Consider the following 19,113-nt stretch of genomic DNA (forward strand, 5'->3'; position numbering starts at 1 on the left):
CGGTGGAGGGTCAGTTGTCGAGCGGTACGACTTCGCCGTCGGTCACGAGGTGGGGTGTGATGCCCCGCTCATGGGCAGCGCTGAGGGAACCGTCCACGGCCTTGTCTCACGAGCGGACGCCGCGCTCACGCCCTGTCCTCCCTGCCCCGTGCTCAGCCCCGGCCAGGCTCCGGTGTGGCCAGGCGGGCCGGTGGGGGCAGGGGGGTGTTGTGGGGGCCGTGGGTGAGGGCCTGGATGACGTAGGCCGCGAAGCGGCGGGATGCGGCGGGGCGGGCGGTGGGGGAGGCCGTCTGCAGGCCCTTGTTGGCCAGGAGCATGAGGACGAGGTCGTCCGGTACGAAGTCGGGGCGCAGCCGGCCCGTGCGCTTCGCGCGGCCGGCCAGGTCGGCGATCGCCTCGAGCATGTGGCCGTGGCCGACGGCCGCCGTGAAGGCCCGGGGGTAGGCCGACAGGAACGCCTCGGTGAAGCCCCGGTCCTGTGCGTGCAGTACGCAGATGCGCTCGATGACCTGGCACAGCCCGCGCCAGGGGTCGGGATCCGCGCAGGCCTCGTCGATGATGTCCCGGCATGCCCGCAACTGGTCCTCGAAGGCGGCGGTGACCAGGGCCTCCTTGGTCGGGAAGTGCCGGTACAGCGTGGCCGGTCCGACGCCGGCGCGGCGTGCGACCTCCCGCATCGGGACGGTGAGGCCCTCCACCGAGAACAGCGCCCTGGCGGTGTCGAGGAGCCGGTCGCGGTTGTCGCGGGCGTCGGACCTCAGGGCGTGAGTCACTTTCCGGGGCATGCTCTCACTTTAAAAGAAACGGACGGGGGCGTCCGTTAGCGTCCGGAACGGAACCCACCTGGAGGAGAACACCGTGAAGGCCGTGAAGATCCGCGCGTACGGCGCCCCGGAAGGACTGGCCGTCGTCGACCTGCCCGCTCCCTCCCCGGCCGAGGGGGAGGTACTGATCGATGTCGAGGCGGTGGGGGTCGCCGGTGCGGACGTGGTGATCCGCAGGGGGGATCTGGCCGCCTACGGCTTCGAGCCGGGGTTCGTCCCGGGCAGCGAGGTCGCGGGCACGGTCACGGCCGTCGGCAAGGACGTCGACGCGTCGTGGACCGGCCGGCGGGTGTGGGCCTTCACCGGTGTGGGAGGCGGTTACGTGGAGCAGGCGTGCGTGCCGCTCGACCAGGTGCTGCCCCTGCCAGAAGGGCTGGAGCCGGCCGACGCGGTCACCCTGGGAAGCTCCGGGGCGGTGGCCCACTTCGCCCTGGAGCACGCCCGCTTCACGCCCGGCGAGGCGGTGCTGGTGCGCGGGGCGGCGGGCAGCATCGGTGTCGTCGCCGTGCAGTTGGCGGCCCGCAGGGGTGCCTCCGCGGTGGCCGTGACCACCTCGTCCGCAGAACGGGGCGAGCGACTGCGCCGGCTGGGCGCGACACATGTGCTGGACCGTTCCGGGGACGGCGGGCCCGACGCCCCGGAGGGCTACGACGTCGTCCTCGACGTCGTCGGCGGCGACGGGCTGCCCGGAGTGTTCGACCGGCTCCGCCCGAACGGGCGCCTGGTGGCCGTCGGCGCGGTGGGGGGCCCGCCGCCCGCGGACTTCGGGATGACGCTGATGGCGCGGTTCCAGAGGTCGCTGTCGTTCGCCACCTTCAGCGCCGCCACGGTTCCCGCGGCGGATCTGCGGGCCGTGCGCGAGGACCAGTTCGCGGCCGCGGCACGGGGCGAACTCGTCACGGTGAGGCACGACGTCCTCCCCCTGGACCGGGCGGTCGTGGCGCACCGGCGGATGGACGCCGGTGAGGTCTTCGGCCGGATCGTGCTCACGCCCTGACGCGCCTGCCTTCACCCCTCTTCGACGGAAAGGACACCCCCATGTCCGCACCCGCACCCCCTGCCTCCGGCGCCACCCTGCGCGTCGACGTGTGGATGGATTTCTGCTGCCCCGCCTGCTACTTGGCCGAGCCCCGGCTGGAGGAAGCCGTGGCGGCCGAGGGCGGCACCGCGAGGATCACCGTCGTGCGGCACTCCTTCGAGCTGCTGCCCGACGTCGACGACACACGGGTCGACTCCTTCGGGTACGTGCTGCACAAGTACGGCGGTGACCAGGCCGCGGCAGAGCGGCACGAGCGGGGCATGGCCCGCCTCGCGGGCGACCAGGGCCAGGAGTACCGGCTGCACCGCCCGAGCTCCAACGGCTTCCACGCGCACCGCTTCCTGCACCTGGCCCAGGCACACGGACAGGGCGACGCCTTCTTCGTCCGCCTGCAGCGCGAGCTGTTCACCGAGGCGGTCGACATCTACGACACCGCCCACCTGGTGGAGACGGCCACCCGGCTCGGTGTTCCGGCCGAGGAGGCCGAGGCGACGGCGCGAACGGACGCCTACGCCGACGCCGTGCGCGCCGACCGGCGCACCGCTCTCCGGGCGGGCGTCACCGGCGTTCCGTTCACCGTGTTCGACAGCCGGCTCGCCATCCCCGGCGTCGCGACCGCCGACGCCTACCGCGACGCCATCCGTACCGCCCGACAGGACAAGGAGCAGACCGTATGAGCACCGAGCCTCAGCCCTTCACGATCCTCGACGTCCCCACCGACGCCTTCTGCGATCCCGACACGGGAGTCTGCGCCGTACCGCTGCCCGCGATGCCGTCGCCGGACGGCGAGGAGGACGACACCGGTACCCGTCCGGCCGTTCCGGCCGGCCCTCCGGCGGCGGATTCGCGCCGCGCGGGTGACCGTCGCGCGGGGAGGTGAGCGGGGAATCGTGTCGCACGGGGATTCGAGTCCCGTGCGCCCGCTCCCCGGCGGCGGCGCAGGCGACGTCAACAGCGGCCGCGAGTTCCTCGACCGCATCGTCGACCACTTCTGGACGGCGGTCGGGGACGCGACCCGATGGGCGGCGCGCCCCTCCCGGAAGCGCCGCCCACCCGGTGAGCGTTCCTAGAAGACCGACTCCGCCTCGTCCATCCGGTCCTTCGGGACCGTCTTCAGTTCGGTGACCGCCTCCGCCAGCGGCACCATCACGATGTCGGTCCCCCGCAGGGACGTCATCTTGCCGAACTCGCCCCGGTGCGCCGCCTCCACCGCGTGCCAGCCGAAGCGGGTGGCGAGGACGCGGTCGTACGCCGTGGGCACGCCGCCGCGCTGGACGTGGCCGAGGATGACCGGCTTGGACTCCTTGCCGAGCCGGCGCTCCAGCTCGTACGCCAGGGCCGTGCCGATGCCCTGGAAGCGCTCGTGGCCGAACTTGTCGATCTCGCCCTTGCCGTAGTCCATGGTGCCGTCGGCCGGGTGTGCCCCCTCGGCGACGCAGATCACCGCGAACTTCTTGCCGCGGGCGAAGCGTTCCTCCACCATCTTGACCAGCTGGGCCGGGTCGAAGGGGCGTTCGGGCAGGCAGATGCCGTGGGCGCCGGCGGCCATGCCGGACTCCAGGGCGATCCAGCCCGCGTGCCGGCCCATGACCTCGACGACCATCACGCGCTGGTGGGACTCGGCGGTGGTCTTGAGGCGGTCCATCGCCTCCGTGGCGACGCCGACCGCCGTGTCGAAGCCGAAGGTGCGGTCGGTGGAGGAGATGTCGTTGTCGATCGTCTTCGGGACGCCGACCACCGGCAGGCCCGCGTCCGACAGCATGTGCGCCGCCGTGAGCGTGCCCTCGCCGCCGATCGGGATCAGCGCGTCGATGCCGAAGTCGCGGATCATGTCGGAGGCGTTCTCGCAGGCCTCGCGGAGCCGGTCCCGCTCCAGCCGGGACGAGCCCAGTATGGTGCCGCCGCGGGCCAGGATGCCGCTGACCGCGTCGAGGTCGAGCGTGCGGTAGCGGCCGTCGAGCAGGCCGGAGTAGCCGTCCTCGAAGCCGATGACCTCGTCGCCGTAGTTGTCGACCGCCCGGTGCACGACCGACCGGATCACTGCGTTCAGTCCAGGGCAGTCGCCGCCTGCGGTGAGCACTCCTATGCGCATCGTGCTGAGTCTCCTGGTCGCTGTCGATACCGGTGAGTCAGTCCCGATTGTTTCACGTCCGTCCGTGCGGCGCCGACGCCGTACGAGTGAGCGCCCTAGCCAGCGCCGGAGGTATTGTCAAGAGGGGTCCGCTCACCTGGGTGGGCGATTTTTGTGGCCCCGCCGAAGACCCTTGCGGCCCTCGACGAAACGGAGAGCGCGCGTGACCCGCAGCGTGTACGTGACCGGTATCGACCGCGGCGACGGCCGCCAGGTCGTCGAACTCGGGGTCATGGAGCTCCTGACCAGGCAGGTCGACCGGGTGGGCGTCTTCCGTCCCCTGGTGCACGACGGGCCCGACCGCCTCTTCGAACTGCTGCGCGCCCGGTACCGGCTCACCCAGGACCCGTCGACCGTCTACGGCCTGGACTACCACGAGGCGTCCGCCCTCCAGGCCGAGCAGGGCACGGACGAGCTGGTGTCGACCCTCGTCGACCGGTTCCACCGGGTCGCCCGCGACTACGACGTCGTCCTCGTCCTCGGCACCGACTACGCCGACACCCAGTTCCCGGACGAGCTCAGCCTGAACGCCCGGCTCGCCAACGAGTTCGGCGCCTCCGTGATCCCGGTCGTCGGCGGCCGCAAGCAGACCGCCGAGTCGGTGCGCGCCGAGACCACCAACGCCTACCGCGCCTACGACACGCTGGGCTGCGACGTGCTCGCCATGGTGGTCAACCGGGTCGCCCGCGAGGACCGGGACGAGCTCGCCGAGCGGCTCGCCAGCCGGCTGCCGGTGCCCTGCTACGTGCTGCCGGACGAGCCGGCGCTGTCCGCCCCGACCGTCTCCCAGATCGCGCACACCCTCGGCGCGAAGGTGGTGCTCGGCGACGACTCCGGGCTGGCCCGCGACGCCCTGGACTTCGTGTTCGGCGGTGCCATGCTGCCGAACCTCCTCGCCGCCCTGACGCCCGGCTGCCTGGTCGTCACGCCGGGTGACCGCGCCGACCTGGTCGTCGGCTCGCTGGCCGCGCACAGCGCCGGCACCCCGCCGATAGCCGGGGTGCTGCTGACCCTGGACGAGGTCCCGGCCGAGCACATCCTCACCCTCGCCGACCGGCTCGCCCCCGGCACGCCGGTGCTGTCGGTGCCGAGCACCAGCTTCCCCACCGCCGAGCAGCTCTTCTCCCTGGAGGGCAAGCTGAACGCGGCCACCCCGCGCAAGGCGGAGCGGGCGCTCGGCCTGTTCGAGCGGTACGCCGACACCGCTGACCTCACCAAGCGGGTCTCCGCGCCCAGCAGCGACCGCGTCACCCCGATGATGTTCGAGCACAAGCTGCTGGAGCAGGCCCGCTCCGACCTGCGCCGGGTCGTGCTCCCCGAGGGCACCGAGGAGCGGGTGCTGCACGCGGCCGAGGTGCTGCTGCGCCGGGGCGTGTGCGAGCTGACCCTGCTCGGGGACGTCGACCAGATCCGCAAGAAGGCCGCCGACCTGGGCGTCGACCTCGGCGACAGCCGGCTGATCGACCCGGCCACCTCCGAGCTGCGGGACTCCTTCGCCGAGCAGTACGCGGCCCTGCGCGCCCACCGGGGCGTCACCGTGGAGCTGGCCTACGACGTCGTCTCCGACGTGAACTACTTCGGCACGCTGATGGTGCAGGAGGGGCTCGCCGACGGCATGGTGTCGGGCTCGGTGCACTCCACGGCCGCGACCATCCGGCCCGCCTTCGAGATCATCAAGACCAAGCCGGACGCGGGCATCGTCTCCTCCGTCTTCTTCATGTGCCTGGCCGACAAGGTGCTGGTCTACGGCGACTGCGCGGTCAACCCGGACCCGGACGCCGAGCAGCTCGCCGACATCGCGGTGCAGTCGGCGGTCACGGCGGCGCGGTTCGGGGTGGAGCCGCGGATCGCGATGCTGTCGTACTCGACCGGCACGTCCGGTACGGGCGCCGACGTCGACAAGGTGCGCGCCGCCACCGAGCTGGTGCGCTCGCGCCGGCCCGATCTGCGGATCGAGGGGCCGATCCAGTACGACGCGGCCGTGGAGCCGTCGGTCGCGGCGACCAAGCTTCCCGGCTCGGAGGTGGCCGGGCAGGCGACCGTGCTGATCTTCCCCGACCTGAACACCGGCAACAACACCTACAAGGCCGTGCAGCGCTCGGCCGGCGCCATCGCCGTCGGCCCGGTGCTCCAGGGCCTGCGCAAGCCGGTCAACGACCTGTCCCGGGGCGCCCTCGTCCAGGACATCGTGAACACCGTCGCCATCACGGCGATCCAGGCCCAGTCCCCGGCCCAGCCCCCGACCGAGAAGGCGGCCCAGTGAGTTCCACGCGCGTCCTCGTCCTCAACTCCGGCTCCTCGTCGGTGAAGTACCAGCTGCTGGACATGCGCGACAGCAGCCGGCTGGCCTCCGGTCTGGTCGAACGGATCGGCGAGCGGACCTCCCTCGTCCGGCACACCCCGCTCGCGGCGGGCGGCGGGACCCGGGAGCGCACCGGCCCGGTCGCCGGCCACGACGCCGCGCTGAAGGCGATGGCCGAGGAGCTGGCCGCCGACGGTCTCGGCCTCGACTCCCCCGAGCTGGCCGCGATCGGCCACCGGGTGGTGCACGGCGGGAAGCGCTTCACCGAGCCGACGGTGATCGACGACCGGGTGCTGGCGGAGATCGAACGGCTGATCCCGGTCGCGCCGCTGCACAACCCGGCCAACCTGACCGGCATCCGCACCGCCATGGCGCTGCGCCCGGACCTGCCGCAGGTCGCCGTCTTCGACACCGCCTTCCACACCACGATGCCGGAGGCGGCGGCCCGCTACGCGATCGACGTCGAGACCGCCGACGCGCACCGCGTCCGCCGCTACGGCTTCCACGGCACCTCGCACGCGTACGTCTCCCGGGCGACGGCCGAGCTGCTGGGCAAGGCGCCCGAGGAGGTGAACGTCATCGTGCTGCACCTGGGCAACGGGGCGTCCGCCTCGGCCGTACGGGGCGGGAGGTGCGTGGACACCTCCATGGGTCTGACGCCCTTGGAGGGGCTCGTGATGGGTACGCGGTCCGGAGACATGGACCCGGCCGTCATCTTCCATTTGATGCGTGTTGGCGGAATGTCCGCCGACGAGATCGACACTCTCCTCAACAAGAAGAGCGGTCTGGTCGGACTGTGCGGTGACAACGACATGAGGGAGATCCGGCGCCGGATCGACGAGGGCGACGAACGGGCGGAGCTGGCGTTCGACATCTACATTCACCGTCTGAAGAAGTACATCGGCGCCTATTACGCCGTTCTCGGACGGGTGGACGCGGTGGCCTTCACCGCCGGGGTCGGCGAGAACGCCGCCCCGGTGCGGGAGGCGGCCGTGGCGGGCCTGGAGGGGCTGGGCCTGGCGGTGGACGGCGGGCGCAACGCCGTACGTGGTGGCGGGCCGCGGCTGATCTCGCCCGAGGGCGCGCGGGTCGCGGTCGCGGTGGTACCGACGGACGAGGAAATGGAGATCGCTCAGCAGACATACGCACTGGTCGGAAAGAACAACTGAGCAGGGACTTCCTCATTTGTACTTTCCGTCAGACGGAATATTCCGCTGCGAAACAAACCGATAGGATCGCCCCATGCGCCGTTCGAAAATCGTCTGTACTCTCGGCCCCGCGGTCGACTCCCACGAGCAGCTCGTCGCTCTGATCGAAGCCGGCATGAACGTGGCCCGCTTCAACTTCAGCCACGGCTCGCACGCCGAGCACCAGGGCCGGTACGACCGGGTCCGTGCCGCCGCCAAGGAGACGGGCAGGGCCATCGGTGTCCTCGCCGACCTCCAGGGCCCGAAGATCCGCCTGGAGACCTTCGCCGAGGGTCCCGTCGAGCTGGTGCGCGGTGACGAGTTCACCATCACCACCGAGGACGTCCCGGGCGACAAGACGATCTGCGGAACGACCTACAAGGGCCTGCCCGGTGACGTGGCCAAGGGCGACCAGATCCTGATCAACGACGGCAACGTCGAGCTGAAGGTCACCGAGGTCGACGGCTCCCGCGTGAAGTCGATCGTCATCGAGGGCGGTGTCATCTCCGACCACAAGGGCATCAACCTGCCCGGCGCGGCGGTGAACGTGCCCGCGCTGTCCGAGAAGGACATCGAGGACCTGCGGTTCGCCCTGCGGATGGGCTGCGACCTGGTCGCGCTGTCCTTCGTCCGGGACGCCAAGGACGTCGCCGACGTCCACCGCGTGATGGACGAGGAGGGCCGCCGGGTCCCCGTCATCGCCAAGGTGGAGAAGCCGCAGGCGGTGGAGAACATGGAGGACGTCGTGATGGCGTTCGACGGTGTGATGGTCGCGCGTGGCGACCTCGCCGTCGAGTACCCGCTCGAGAAGGTCCCCATGGTGCAGAAGCGCCTGATCGAGCTGTGCCGGCGCAACGCCAAGCCGGTGATCGTGGCGACCCAGATGATGGAGTCGATGATCACCAACTCCCGTCCGACCCGCGCCGAGGCCTCCGACGTGGCCAACGCGATCCTGGACGGCGCCGACGCGGTCATGCTGTCGGCCGAGTCGAGCGTGGGCGCGTACCCGATCGAGACCGTGCGGACGATGTCGAAGATCGTCCAGGCCGCCGAGCAGGAGCTGCTCTCCAAGGGCCTGCAGCCGCTGGTGCCGGGCAAGAAGCCGCGCACCCAGGGCGGTTCGGTGGCCCGCGCCGCCTGCGAGATCGCCGACTTCCTCGGCGGCAAGGGCCTGGTGGCCTTCACCCAGTCCGGTGACACGGCCCGACGGCTGTGCCGCTACCGCGCCGCCCAGCCGATCCTGGCGTTCACCACGGACGAGTCCACCCGCAACCAGCTCGCGCTGAGCTGGGGCGTGGAGCCGTACGTCGCGCCGTTCGTGAACAGCACCGACGAGATGGTCGAGCTGGTGGAGCAGGAGCTGCTCAAGCTGAACCGCTTCAGCGAGGGCGACATCGTGATCATCACGGCCGGCTCGCCCCCCGGTGTCCCCGGCACCACCAACATGGTCCGCGTCCACCACCTGGGCGAGGCGACCGGCTGACCGTAAGGGGCCTGTACGGCACCGAGGGCGTCCCCCGTGGTCTCACGGGGGACGCCCTCGGTGTGTTGCGGCTCCCGGGGGGGTCCTGGCGGCGTTCAGCCGGTGGTGATGCGCGGCGTTCAGCCGGTGGTGATGTACTGCTGCAGCCCGGGGACGTGCAGGGTGCCGCCGAACTGGCCGGCCTGCTTCACCGTCACCTTGGTGAAGTAGATCAGCGGGATGTCGAGCGGCGGCGGGTGCTCCGGGTCGAACGTGATCGGGATCAGGCCGAGCAGGTTGCCGGAGATGCTCTCGGTGTACATCACGGTGTCGCCGTCGCGGATGGTGGACGTCGACCCCTTGGCCGCCTGCACGTGGTGGGTCGCGCCGGACTGCTCGTCCTTGACCGTCTGGTGCAGGTCCCCGATGTCGGTGCCGTCGGAAATGACGTACTTCAGCACCCTCTTGGTGCCGCCGCTCGCCGTCCGCACCTCGACGATGCCCTTGTACGAGGCGCCCTTCAGCAGCAGCGAGCTGGCGTTGAGGGTCCAGGGGTCGTCGGGCAGCAGGATCTCGTTGTCGACGCCGCCCTCGGCGTCGGTGGCGATCGGGCAGTCCTCGGGGTCGACCGTGGCCGACTCGGAGGGGCTGGGGGAGGCGGTGGCCTCGGGGGTCGCGGAGGTCTCGGTGGCCTCCTCGACCGTCTCCTTGGCTTCCTCGGCGGCCTTCGTCGCCTTGTCGCCGGTGTCCTCGGCGGCGTCCTTCGCCGTTTCGGTGACCTTCTCGGTGGTCTCCTTGACGGTTCCGGCCGTGTCCCCGGCCGCGTCGTCCTCCGAAGTGGAGGCGGAGGCGGACGGGGTGGGACTCGCCTCGGCCTCCTTCTCCTTCGGGGTGAAGACGTCCTTGAGGGCGTCCCCGAGGCCTTCCAGGAGGTTGCGGTCGGTCTCCGAGGGCTCCGGCTCGGGCTCGGCCGTGTCCTCGGCGGCGGGGGTGGAGGTGGCGGGCGCCGGCTCGTCCTTGTCGTCGGAACCTGAATCCGACGAAGAGGACGTCTCCGTGTCCGTGTCCTTGTCCGCTTCGGGAGCCTTCTGCTCGCCGGAGGTCTCCGCCGAGGGCTCCTCGTCCGGGGACGCGCTCTCGCTCGCCGACGCGGACGGCGTGGGCGACGCGGAGGCGTCGCCCTTCTTGGCGTCCTCGGCGACCTCCAGGCAGGCCTGGTACTCGTCGACGGTCAGGCTGTTCGCCGTCGGCGTCCCGTCGTTGCCGTCGGCGAGGGCCAGCGTCGGCGTGAACCCCATCCCCATGAGGACCGCCGTGGGCATCGCCGCCAGGGCGATCGCCTTGCCGCTCGGCACGTGGAATCTGGTGAACAGCGGCTTCTTGGGGGCCGCGTGACGCGGTCCGCGCACATCGTCAGCCGACACGGTGCCCCCCTGCGGCCCGGACGCCGTCCGCCTCGCCGTCTTCTTCCCCCTTCTCGAAGGAAACGGCCGGGAACTGCGGCGCCACGGCGGGGTCGTGGGGCGTGGCGTCCGGCGCCGCCTCACCCGTGGGCGCGTCGGCGCCGTCGTGCTCCCCCGCCGCCTCGACCGGCGGCTCGCCCGGCGCCCAGGAGAGGGCGAGCGCACCGCCGATCAGCGCGAACAGGAAGCCGATCAGGAAGCCGCCTATGTTGGAGATCACCAGCGACACCAGGGCCAGCAGGATCGCCGCGACACCGGCGAAGACCCGGGTGGCGGACTGGAACCACATGGTCAGGCCCAGTGTGACCAGCAGCACGCCGATGATCAGCGACCCCGCGCCGGCCGTCGTCGCCATGGCGATCGACATGTGACCCAGCTTGAGCGTGGCGTAGGGGAAGTACGCGATGGGGATGCCACCCAGCAGCGTGAGCAGACCGGCCCAGAACGGCCGGGTGCCCCGCCAGTCGCGGAATCGCAGACGCAGCCGGGTGAAGGTACCGGCGCTCTGGACCGGAGTCTCGGCACTCATGGAAAACAGCTCCCTGGTCCGGTGAACGTACGTATCGGCTCGGCCTAGGCACGGAGAAGCCGGAAGTGTCTGACTATCAGCGAGTGCCCGCCGTCGGGCGGCGAGCCGGGCGGGTGGGGAGGCGAACCCTCCCCACCCCTCCTCGGCCACTCAGCCGGCCGAGGTCATCCCGATGACGGAACCGTCAGAAGCACTCCATCTTCGGGTCTGCGCCGAGACGCATCTTCAGGCCGCTGAGCTTGAACGTGCCGGCCGTGGTCGCCCACGCCGTCTGCTCGACGTTGTAGAGGTCGGCAGACTCGGCCTGCTGGGCGAAGCCGCCCGGCAGCGAGGTGCCGTCCTGCTTCACAGCCGGCCCGCGGTGCTGGTCCTGGACCGCCACACCGATGTCGATGTTCTTGAACGTGGCGTCGGCGTCCAGCTGGGCGACGTCGATGTAGAGGTTCTCGGCCGTGACCGGGTTCTTCGCGTCGTTGCCCGCCTCAAGACGGAGGTAGACCGTCTTGTTGATGACCGGGATCGTCGTCTTGACCGATTGGCACATCTTGGTGATCTCGGCGGTCTTGAACGACGAGATCGCGACCGGGCGCTTCGTCTTCTCATCGCCGGCGACCGACGTGTAACCCTCGTCCATACCGCCGTACTGGGCGAAACCCTCACCGTACAGGTGACCGGCCTTCACCTTGAACTGCTGGCCGGACACGCTGAACGACGCCGCGAGCGCGCCCTGCGCCAGGCCGACACCCACCGCCGCCGTCGCGAGCACGCTGGGCACCATGACCACAGCGAACCGCTTCCATCTGGTCCCGCCACGCACTTGGGACTCCATATTTCCTCCTTCTCGGACGTACATCTCCTGCCCCGGCCCGTCGCCATGAACGGCGGCCCGGCCGGGCAGGGATGGGAGAAGTGCTACGTCCTCGGGAAGGAGAGCGCCCGAGCTCGACGGCGCGTACGACGCGCCCGATCACCGGCGATCACCCCCGAGCGACAACCACTGGTCGCGCCTGACACGCATCACGCACAACCCTGCTGGACAGGCTTCGCCGGGTGGGCGAAGACCCCCCTGTCCAAGAACCGGCGTCACTGCCGCCGGTTCTGCTCGGTGGGGACCCAGGAGTTCCCGCGGCCCGACCGGCTGTCGGGATACGGGTAATGGACCGAGCGTCGCCGATCGTGGTCCATTCTCGCCGTCGGCACAAGGGGGTTCGTTACTCGCTAGTAACGGCCGGGTAACCCCGCAACGACCCGCCGACGCCACGTGGCGACGCTGGGTTCACCGCACGTGCCGTACAAAACCATTGATCGCTGGACAGAATACGACAGACCAAAGCCTGCGACTTACTGGCAGTAACAGCGGCCGCGATTACCAAGTTTTGGTAAAGCGCGGCCGCACCGGCATCCGTGAACCGAACGGCAACTCGGGCCTCACGCACCCGAACGCCCGGCAAACCAACCGGAATCGGGCAACGGGGCCCGGGTGGTTCAGAACAGGGCCCGCGCCAGCGCACGGCGCGCGGCGATCACGCGCGGATCATCGGCGCCGACCACCTCGAACAGCTCCAGCAGCCGCACCCGTACGGCATTGCGGTCGTCGCCCGCGGTGCGTCCCACCGTCTCGATGAGCCGGCCGAAGGCGTCCTCGACATGACCGCCCACCAGGTCCAGGTCGGCGGCGGCGATCTGCGCGGCGGCGTCCCCCGGCTTCTCGGCGGCGTCCTTGCGCACCTGCTGCGGGTCCAGGCCCTGCACCCGCTGGAGCAGTTCGGCCTGGGCGAGGCCCAGTGTGGCCTCGGGGTTGGTCGGGTCGTCGGCGAGCACGTTCTTGTACGCCTGGACGGCACCGGCGAGGTCACCGCTGTCCAGCGCCCGAACGGCGGCCTCCAGCAGGGCGTCGTACGGACCGACGGCCTCGCCCGGGACCTCCGCCGTGGCGCCGCCCGGTTCGGCGTCGGGGTCGACGTCGAGGCCGGTCAGGCCGAAGCGCTGCTCGCCGACCTGCACCAGCTGGTCCAGGGTCTGGCGGATCTGCGCCTCGCCCGCGGCCCCCTGGAAGAGCGGCAGCGCCTGCCCGGCGACCACCGCGAAGACCGCCGGGATCCCCTGGATCCCGAACTGCTGCATCAGCATCTGGTTGGCGTCGACGTCGATCTTGGCGAGGAGGATACGGCCGTTGTACTCGACGGTGAGCCGCTCCAGCAGCGGGCTCAGCTGCTTGCAGGGCTCGCACCACTCGGCCCAGAAGTCGATGACGACCGGGACCTCGGTGGACCGCTGCAGGACGTCACGCTCGAAGCCGGCCTCGTCGACGTCGATGACGAGATCGGCCGGGGAGATGGCGCCCCCGCCGCCCTGCCGGGCCGCTTCCGCGCGCGCCTGCTCCGCCTTCGCCTTGGCCTCCTGGGCCGCCTTCACCGCGGCGAGGTCGACGACTCCGCTCATGGACATGTTCCGTGGCTGCATGCGTCTATCCTCCCCCGTACGGCGCGTGTGTGTGAAAACGCCCGGGAAAGCCAGGCGTACGTGTGCTGTTGACGCCGGGTCCCCACCCCGCGCCGGTGGTCGTCGCTCGGGCACGCCGGTCACGCGTGCTTTCGCTACGGGTCGTAGCGTAATACCGACCGGGGCCCGCTGAACAGGGCGCACCGGTGATCTCTCCCACACCCGGCCGCACGGGGTCCGCCGTTATCGTCGGACCATGCAGAGCCGCACCCCAGCCAGTCGCACCGGGCGCCCGCGCAGCGCCGCCGCGGATGCCGCGATCCTGGCCGCGACCCGTGCGGCCCTGGTCGAACTGGGCTGGTCCAAGCTCACCCTGGGAGACGTGGCGGTCCGCGCCGGGGTCGCCAAGACCACCCTCTACCGGCGCTGGGCGGGCAAGAACGAACTGGTCGTGGACGCCGTCGCGGAACTCTTCGACGAGCTGACCCTGCCCGACCGCGGCTCGCTCGCCGCCGACATCGAGGGCGTGGTGCTCCAGTTCGCCGCGATCCTGGCCCGCCCGGAGGCACGGAACGGACTGATGGCGGTGGTCGCCGAGTCCACCCGCGACGACGCCCTGCGCGAGCGCATCCGCGCCTCGATCGTGGACCGGCAGAAGCGTCTCGTCCTCGCCGGCCGGGCGCGGGCGCAGGCGCGGGGCGAACTGCCGCCGGAGTCCGACGCGCGGGAGGCGGAGCGCACGGTCGACCTGATCTTCGACATGGTGGCCGGCGCGGTGGTGCACCGCACCCTGGTGAGCGCGGAACCGGCCGACGAGGAGTGGGTGCACGGCTTCACCCGGGTCCTGCTGTCGGGTCTCTCCGCCCCAGGACCCTGAACCGGCCACGGTCGGCCGGTAGTCGCCTGTCACCGCCCCCGGCGCACTGCGAGGATCGATGATCGCCCCGCGCCGGAACGCGCGGGACGCCGAGCAGCCAGGGAGGCACACATGACCGGGACCGGGACCGAACCCGCCGCCGCACGGATCGACACCTCCAGGCCGCACCCGGCCCGGGTCTACGACTGGTTCCTCGGCGGCAAGGACAACTACCCGGTCGACGAGGAGCTGGGCCGGCAGATCATGGGTGTCGACGGCACGGCCCGGCACGTCGCCCGCACCAACCGCTGGTTCATGCAGCGGGTCACCCGGTGGCTGGCCGGTGAGGCGGGCGTCCGCCAGTACCTGGACATCGGCACCGGCATCCCCACCGAGCCCAATCTGCACCAGATAGCGCAGGGCATCGCGCCCGAGTCCCGCGTGGTCTACACGGACAACGACCCCATCGTGCTGAAGCACGCCGAGGCGCTGCTGCGCAGCACCCCCGAGGGCGTCACCGACTACGTCCAGGCCGATGTGCGCGAGCCCGGCCGCATCCTGGAACAGGCCCGCGAGAAGCTGGACTTCGGTCGGCCGGTGGCACTGTCCCTCGTCGCGCTGACGCACTTCCTCGGCGACGAGGACGACCCGTACGGGCTGGTGGCGCGGCTCGTCGAGGCGCTGCCCTCCGGCAGTCACCTGGTCCTGTCGCAGCTCACGGCGGACTTCGACCCCGAGGCGGTCGGCCGCGGGGTCGAGATGTACAAGGCGGGCGGCGTCACGCTCGCGCCGCGCACGCGTGCGGAGATCGCCCGCTTCTTCGAAGGGCTGGAGCTCGTCGAGCCCGGCATCGCGCAGGTGACCGACTGGCATCCCGAGCTCGCCGTCGGGGAGAACACCGACGAGAACGCCGTGATCTCGCTGTACGGCGCGGTGGCCCGCAAGCCGTGACACGATCGCGCGGAGAGGCCCGCTCATATCGGGCGGGCCCCACCGGCCGCCGGATCCCCGCCGGGAAATGAGTGACAGAACCCCCTTGCTACGGTGCCCCGATGACATCGATCAAGAAGTTCCAGGTCACCTTCGACTGCGCGGAACCCGAGCGCCTCGCCCGTTTCTGGTGCGAGGTGTTGGGGTACGTCGTACCGCCTCCGCCGGAGGGGTTCGCCACTTGGGACGATTACCATCACTCGCTGCCGTCCGACCATCAGGTCGCATGGTTCGCATGCGTCGATCCCTCGGGTGTGGGCCCGCGACTGTTCTTCCAGCGCGTCCCCGAAGGGAAGGTCGTCAAGAACCGGGTGCATCTCGACGTGCGGGCCGGTACCGGGCTCGTGGGTGAGGAGCGCCTCGCCACGCTCGAGGCCGAGTGCGCACGACTGGTCGCGCTCGGCGCGGTACACGAGCGGACGCTGTACGCCGACGAGGACAACGAGTCGTGCATCGTGATGCGGGACATCGAGGGCAACGAGTTCTGTCTCGACTGAGCGTCTCCCGGGGCGGAGCGGAGAGCCGTCTCCCCTGCCGCGCGCCTTCCTCTCCGGTCGTCCGATCGGTGTGCCGCCGTGATTCAAGGGACCCCGCGCCGCAGAATCCTGGCGGGCGGCGCCCTACGCCGTCCCCTCCGGTCGTCCAACCGGTGTGCCGCCGTGATTCATGGGACACAGAAGGGCACTACCTTGCGCATACTCAGACGGGCGCTGGGCACCACGCTCACCGCAGCCCTCGGTTCGCTGCTGCTGACCGTTCCGGGAGCTTCCCCGGCGTTCGCGGCGGGCGGCGTGCCGGTGCCGTTGTACTCCCTCGCCGACATGGAGGTCGACGGGAGCAACCGGCAGGTCTTCCTCAGCTCGCCCGCGGGAGTGGACGGCCGGGTCGTGGTGACGGACTACGACGGCGGGAACAGCACCTGGCTGAGCGGCCTGCCGGGCGCCGGTGGGCTGGCCCTCTCGCCCGACTCCCGGACCCTTTACGTGGCCGCGCGGGACATCGACACCATCGTCGCGTACGACACCGCGACGCTGACGGAGACCGCACGGTACTTCGTGGGCGAGGACACCGCCCCGTGGAGCCTGGCTTTCGCGGGCGGGAAGCTGTGGTTCGGATACGGCGTCACCGGGGACCTCGGGTCGGTCGACGTGTCCGGTGCCGAGCCGGTGGTCGCGCTCGGTCTGGACGGCTCGCTGGACGGGGGGGCGGATCTCGTCGCCTCTCCCGCCGACCCCGACGTGCTGGTGGCCGGTACGGGCAACCCCAACGTCAACACCCTCACGGTGTACGACGTGAGCAGCGGGTCGCCCGAGACGACCGCCCGACGGGTCTTCTCCGGGACCGAGATGAACGGTCTGCGGGACCTGGACGTGACACCCGACGGCCGGAGCGTCGTCGTGGCCGCCCTCATATCGCCCGGCTACCAGACCTTCCGCCTCGACGACCTCTCTGACCAGGCAACCCCCGCGGCCTCGCCCTCCCCCCTGGCCGTCGCCGTCGCACCCGACGGCACGGTGGCCGGAGGAACCTCCAACAACAGCGTCGACGTGCCGGACCTGTCCTTCTACGCGCCGGGTGCTCCCGCTCCGCTGACCACGGTCGAGCTGGGCGGTGACACCGAGAGGCTGGTGAGCGAGGGGCTGGCCTGGGCGCCGGACGGGAGCCGGGTCTTCGCCGTGACACAGCAGACCGGCGTCATGGGACTCCGGTTCCACGCGCGGCAGGTCGACACCACCGTGCAGACCACCCTTGCCCTCCAGGCGCCCCCGACCAGCAGGTGGTACCGGCAGCTGACCGTCACCGGCACCCTGGCCCCGGCGGCCGGCTTCGCTCCCGGCACCACCGTCGCGGTGACGCGCTACGACGCCGCCGCTCCGGAGGGCACCTCGCTGGGCACCGTCACGGTGGCGGCCGACGGCACTTTCACCGTGACCGACACGCCGACCAGGCTCGGTCAGGTGAGGTACGGCGTGGCGTACGCCGGTGACCCCTGGCACACCGCGGCCTCCGCCGAGGTGACCGTGGAGATCACCCGCCGCTGACACGCCCCCCGGCACGGACGTCGCCGTGGCCCGGATCAGGATTCCGGGCCACGGCGATCTCGCATCTGCGCGGTTTCGGAGCAGAGCACCGGCTCCACTCCCGGAACACCGCTGACCGAGTGGCGTGGGGCTAGAAGCCGGCGGGCTCCGTGTAGACCCCCCACTCGTCGCGCAGGACACCGCAGATCTCGCCGAGGGTCGCCTCCGCGCGTACGGCCTCCAGCATCGGCTCGATCATGTTGGCGCCGGAGCGGGCGGCCGCGACCATGGCGTCGAGCGCGCCGCGCACCTTCGCGTCGTCGCGGGCGGCCTTGCGCTCGCCGAGGAGCCGCACCTGCTCGCGCTCCACCTCGTGGCTGACGCGCAGGATCTCCAGGTCGCCGGTGACGGACCCGGTGTGGACGTTGACGCCGACGACCCGCTTGTCTCCCTTCTCCAGCGCCTGCTGGTAGCGGAACGCCGACTCGGCGATCTCGCCGGTGAACCAGCCGTCCTCGATGCCGCGCAGGATGCCGGAGGTGATCGGCCCGATCGGGTGCTGCCCGTCCGGGTGGGCCCGCAGGCCCCGCTCCTTGATCTGCTCGAAGATCTTCTCGGCGTCCGCCTCGATGCGGTCGGTGAGCTGCTCGACGTACCAGGAACCGCCCAGCGGGTCGGCGACGTTGCCGACGCCGGTCTCCTCCATCAGCACCTGCTGGGTGCGCAGGGCGATCTCGGCGGCCTGCTCGCTGGGCAGCGCGAGGGTCTCGTCGAGGGCGTTGGTGTGCAGGGAGTTGGTCCCGCCGAGCACGGCGGCCAGGGCCTCCACGGCCGTCCGTACGACGTTGTTGTACGGCTGCTGCGCGGTCAGCGAGACACCGGCGGTCTGGGTGTGGAAGCGCAGCCACTGCGCCTTGTCGCTCTTGGCGCCGTAGACGTCCCGCATCCAGCGCGCCCAGATGCGCCTGGCCGCGCGGAACTTGGCGATCTCCTCGAAGAAGTCGACGTGCGCGTCGAAGAAGAAGGAGAGTCCGGGCGCGAACACGTCCACGTCGAGGCCGCGGCTGAGCCCCAGCTCCACGTACCCGAAGCCGTCCGCGAGCGTGTACGCCAGCTCCTGCGCGGCCGTCGCCCCGGCCTCGCGGATGTGGTAGCCGGAGACGGAGAGCGGCTTGTAGGCGGGGATGCCGGCCGCGCAGTGCTCCATCAGGTCGCCGATGAGGCGCAGATGGGGTTCGGGCTGGAAGAGCCACTCCTTCTGCGCGATGTACTCCTTGAAGATGTCCGTCTGCAGCGTGCCGTTGAGCACGCCGGGGTCGACGCCCTGGCGCTCGGCGGCGACGAGGTACATGCAGAAGACGGGCACGGCGGGCCCGCTGATCGTCATGGAGGTCGTCACGTCCCCGAGCGGGATGTCCCGGAACAGGACCTCCATGTCGGCGGCCGAGTCGATCGCCACCCCGCAGTGGCCGACCTCGCCCAGGGAGCGCGGGTCGTCGGAGTCGCGGCCCATGAGCGTCGGCATGTCGAAGGCGACGGAGAGCCCGCCCCCGCCGTTGCCGAGGATCATCTTGTAGCGCTCGTTGGTCTGCTCGGCGTTCCCGAACCCGGCGAACTGCCGGATGGTCCACGTCCGCCCCCGGTAGCCGGTCGGATACAGCCCGCGGGTGAAGGGGTACTCCCCCGGCCAGCCGATCCGCTCGAACCCCTCGTAGCTGTCCCCGGTCCGGGGCCCGTACACCGGCTCCACGGGATCGCCGGAGAGCGTGGTGAAATCCGCGTCGCGCTTGCGAGCGGCGTCGTACCGGGCCTGCCAGCGTCGGCGGCCCTCCTCGATGGCGTCAGCGTCCATACCCTCGAATTTACT

18 protein-coding genes are annotated in these 19,113 nt (G+C 71.0%); 11 read left to right on the forward strand and 7 right to left on the reverse strand.

The features are described 5' to 3' along the window. Window positions 1–152: 152 nt before the first annotated feature. Window positions 153–785, reverse strand: coding sequence for a TetR/AcrR family transcriptional regulator (locus tag ACZ62B_RS03860; protein ID WP_469689228.1), 633 nt, complete (start codon window positions 783–785; stop codon window positions 153–155). A gap of 73 nt (window positions 786–858) precedes the next feature. Here ACZ62B_RS03860 and ACZ62B_RS03865 point away from each other — a divergent pair, with 73 nt between their 5' ends. Genes ACZ62B_RS03865 through ACZ62B_RS03880 form a run of 4 tightly spaced genes read left to right on the forward strand, consistent with a single transcriptional unit; the run spans window position 859 to window position 2,933 of the window. Beyond that, complete coding sequence (locus tag ACZ62B_RS03865; protein WP_344568566.1) at window positions 859–1,821, forward strand: zinc-dependent alcohol dehydrogenase family protein; 963 nt, start codon at window positions 859–861, stop codon at window positions 1,819–1,821. Window positions 1,822–1,862: 41 nt separating this feature from the next. Then, entirely contained in the window at window positions 1,863–2,540 is a 678-nt protein-coding gene (locus ACZ62B_RS03870; RefSeq protein ID WP_344568568.1) for a DsbA family oxidoreductase, read from the forward strand. After that, on the forward strand, window positions 2,537–2,743 hold the full coding sequence (locus tag ACZ62B_RS03875; protein ID WP_344568570.1) for a hypothetical protein: 207 nt from the start codon (window positions 2,537–2,539) through the stop codon (window positions 2,741–2,743). Before ACZ62B_RS03870 ends, ACZ62B_RS03875 begins: the two co-directional genes overlap by 4 nt. Window positions 2,744–2,777: 34 nt before the next feature. Further along, window positions 2,778–2,933 carry a hypothetical protein gene (locus ACZ62B_RS03880; protein WP_469689229.1) on the forward strand — a complete coding sequence of 52 codons (156 nt, stop codon included), beginning with the start codon at window positions 2,778–2,780 and terminating at the stop codon, window positions 2,931–2,933. Here the strand turns inward: ACZ62B_RS03880 and ACZ62B_RS03885 are convergent. Next, on the reverse strand, window positions 2,930–3,955 hold the full coding sequence (locus tag ACZ62B_RS03885) for an ATP-dependent 6-phosphofructokinase (RefSeq protein WP_344568574.1): 1,026 nt from the start codon (window positions 3,953–3,955) through the stop codon (window positions 2,930–2,932). The two genes, ACZ62B_RS03880 and ACZ62B_RS03885, sit on opposite strands and share 4 nt — an antisense overlap. Before the next feature lie 202 nt (window positions 3,956–4,157). Here ACZ62B_RS03885 and pta point away from each other — a divergent pair, with 202 nt between their 5' ends. The 3 genes from pta (at window position 4,158) to pyk (ending at window position 8,966) form a co-directional block, all read left to right on the forward strand. Then, on the forward strand, window positions 4,158–6,257 hold the full coding sequence (gene pta / locus ACZ62B_RS03890) for a phosphate acetyltransferase (protein WP_469689230.1): 2,100 nt from the start codon (window positions 4,158–4,160) through the stop codon (window positions 6,255–6,257). Beyond that, complete coding sequence (locus ACZ62B_RS03895; protein ID WP_468719269.1) at window positions 6,254–7,465, forward strand: acetate kinase; 1,212 nt, start codon at window positions 6,254–6,256, stop codon at window positions 7,463–7,465. The genes pta and ACZ62B_RS03895 overlap by 4 nt, the downstream gene beginning before the upstream one ends. Before the next feature lie 73 nt (window positions 7,466–7,538). Beyond that, window positions 7,539–8,966: a pyruvate kinase gene (gene pyk, locus ACZ62B_RS03900; RefSeq protein ID WP_344568580.1), complete on the forward strand. Its 1,428-nt coding sequence runs from the start codon at window positions 7,539–7,541 to the stop codon at window positions 8,964–8,966. 119 nt (window positions 8,967–9,085) lie between these two features. Here pyk and ACZ62B_RS03905 read toward each other — a convergent pair whose 3' ends face one another. The 4 genes from ACZ62B_RS03905 to ACZ62B_RS03920 all read right to left on the reverse strand — a co-directional run bounded on the left by ACZ62B_RS03905 (window position 9,086) and on the right by ACZ62B_RS03920 (window position 13,400). After that, the gene (locus ACZ62B_RS03905; RefSeq protein WP_469689231.1) at window positions 9,086–10,369 is read right to left on the reverse strand and encodes a hypothetical protein; all 1,284 of its coding nucleotides are present in this window, start codon (window positions 10,367–10,369) and stop codon (window positions 9,086–9,088) included. Continuing rightward, window positions 10,359–10,937: a DUF6114 domain-containing protein gene (locus ACZ62B_RS03910; protein WP_468886966.1), complete on the reverse strand. Its 579-nt coding sequence runs from the start codon at window positions 10,935–10,937 to the stop codon at window positions 10,359–10,361. The genes ACZ62B_RS03905 and ACZ62B_RS03910 overlap by 11 nt, the downstream gene beginning before the upstream one ends. Before the next feature lie 184 nt (window positions 10,938–11,121). Further along, complete coding sequence (locus ACZ62B_RS03915) at window positions 11,122–11,766, reverse strand: DUF6230 family protein (RefSeq protein ID WP_469689232.1); 645 nt, start codon at window positions 11,764–11,766, stop codon at window positions 11,122–11,124. A 656-nt stretch (window positions 11,767–12,422) separates the two neighbouring features. Next, on the reverse strand, window positions 12,423–13,400 hold the full coding sequence (locus tag ACZ62B_RS03920; RefSeq protein ID WP_468719273.1) for a tetratricopeptide repeat protein: 978 nt from the start codon (window positions 13,398–13,400) through the stop codon (window positions 12,423–12,425). 235 nt (window positions 13,401–13,635) lie between these two features. On the opposite strand from ACZ62B_RS03920, the gene ACZ62B_RS03925 reads away from it, so the two are divergent. From ACZ62B_RS03925 to ACZ62B_RS03940, 4 genes are all read left to right on the forward strand, one after another. Continuing rightward, complete coding sequence (locus ACZ62B_RS03925) at window positions 13,636–14,256, forward strand: TetR/AcrR family transcriptional regulator (RefSeq protein WP_344568610.1); 621 nt, start codon at window positions 13,636–13,638, stop codon at window positions 14,254–14,256. Window positions 14,257–14,367: 111 nt separating this feature from the next. Beyond that, complete coding sequence (locus ACZ62B_RS03930) at window positions 14,368–15,186, forward strand: SAM-dependent methyltransferase (protein ID WP_469689233.1); 819 nt, start codon at window positions 14,368–14,370, stop codon at window positions 15,184–15,186. 101 nt (window positions 15,187–15,287) lie between these two features. After that, complete coding sequence (locus tag ACZ62B_RS03935; RefSeq protein ID WP_344568612.1) at window positions 15,288–15,722, forward strand: VOC family protein; 435 nt, start codon at window positions 15,288–15,290, stop codon at window positions 15,720–15,722. A gap of 192 nt (window positions 15,723–15,914) precedes the next feature. Further along, a complete protein-coding gene (locus ACZ62B_RS03940; protein WP_344568614.1) occupies window positions 15,915–17,267 on the forward strand; it encodes a WD40 repeat domain-containing protein in 1,353 nt (450 codons plus the stop codon). 130 nt (window positions 17,268–17,397) lie between these two features. On the opposite strand, the gene ACZ62B_RS03945 is transcribed toward ACZ62B_RS03940, so the two are convergent. Beyond that, window positions 17,398–19,098 carry an acyl-CoA mutase large subunit family protein gene (locus tag ACZ62B_RS03945; protein ID WP_468719277.1) on the reverse strand — a complete coding sequence of 567 codons (1,701 nt, stop codon included), beginning with the start codon at window positions 19,096–19,098 and terminating at the stop codon, window positions 17,398–17,400. Window positions 19,099–19,113: the final 15 nt, after the last annotated feature.

The sequence above is a fragment of the Streptomyces sp. NPDC053426 genome (assembly GCF_055585405.1).

Bases quoted from the DNA above. Each gene is read 5' to 3' on its own strand.
- ACZ62B_RS03885 (WP_344568574.1), bottom strand. From the start codon at position 3,955: ATGCGCATAGGAGTGCTCACCGCAGGCGGCGACTGCCCTGGACTGAAC.
- ACZ62B_RS03935 (WP_344568612.1), top strand. From the start codon at position 15,288: ATGACATCGATCAAGAAGTTCCAGGTCACCTTCGACTGCGCGGAACCC.
- ACZ62B_RS03925 (WP_344568610.1), top strand. From the start codon at position 13,636: ATGCAGAGCCGCACCCCAGCCAGTCGCACCGGGCGCCCGCGCAGCGCC.
- ACZ62B_RS03860 (WP_469689228.1), bottom strand. From the start codon at position 785: ATGCCCCGGAAAGTGACTCACGCCCTGAGGTCCGACGCCCGCGACAAC.
- ACZ62B_RS03915 (WP_469689232.1), bottom strand. From the start codon at position 11,766: ATGGAGTCCCAAGTGCGTGGCGGGACCAGATGGAAGCGGTTCGCTGTG.
- ACZ62B_RS03875 (WP_344568570.1), top strand. From the start codon at position 2,537: ATGAGCACCGAGCCTCAGCCCTTCACGATCCTCGACGTCCCCACCGAC.
- ACZ62B_RS03870 (WP_344568568.1), top strand. From the start codon at position 1,863: ATGTCCGCACCCGCACCCCCTGCCTCCGGCGCCACCCTGCGCGTCGAC.
- ACZ62B_RS03910 (WP_468886966.1), bottom strand. From the start codon at position 10,937: ATGAGTGCCGAGACTCCGGTCCAGAGCGCCGGTACCTTCACCCGGCTG.
- ACZ62B_RS03920 (WP_468719273.1), bottom strand. From the start codon at position 13,400: ATGCAGCCACGGAACATGTCCATGAGCGGAGTCGTCGACCTCGCCGCG.
- pyk (WP_344568580.1), top strand. From the start codon at position 7,539: ATGCGCCGTTCGAAAATCGTCTGTACTCTCGGCCCCGCGGTCGACTCC.
- ACZ62B_RS03930 (WP_469689233.1), top strand. From the start codon at position 14,368: ATGACCGGGACCGGGACCGAACCCGCCGCCGCACGGATCGACACCTCC.
- ACZ62B_RS03945 (WP_468719277.1), bottom strand. From the start codon at position 19,098: ATGGACGCTGACGCCATCGAGGAGGGCCGCCGACGCTGGCAGGCCCGG.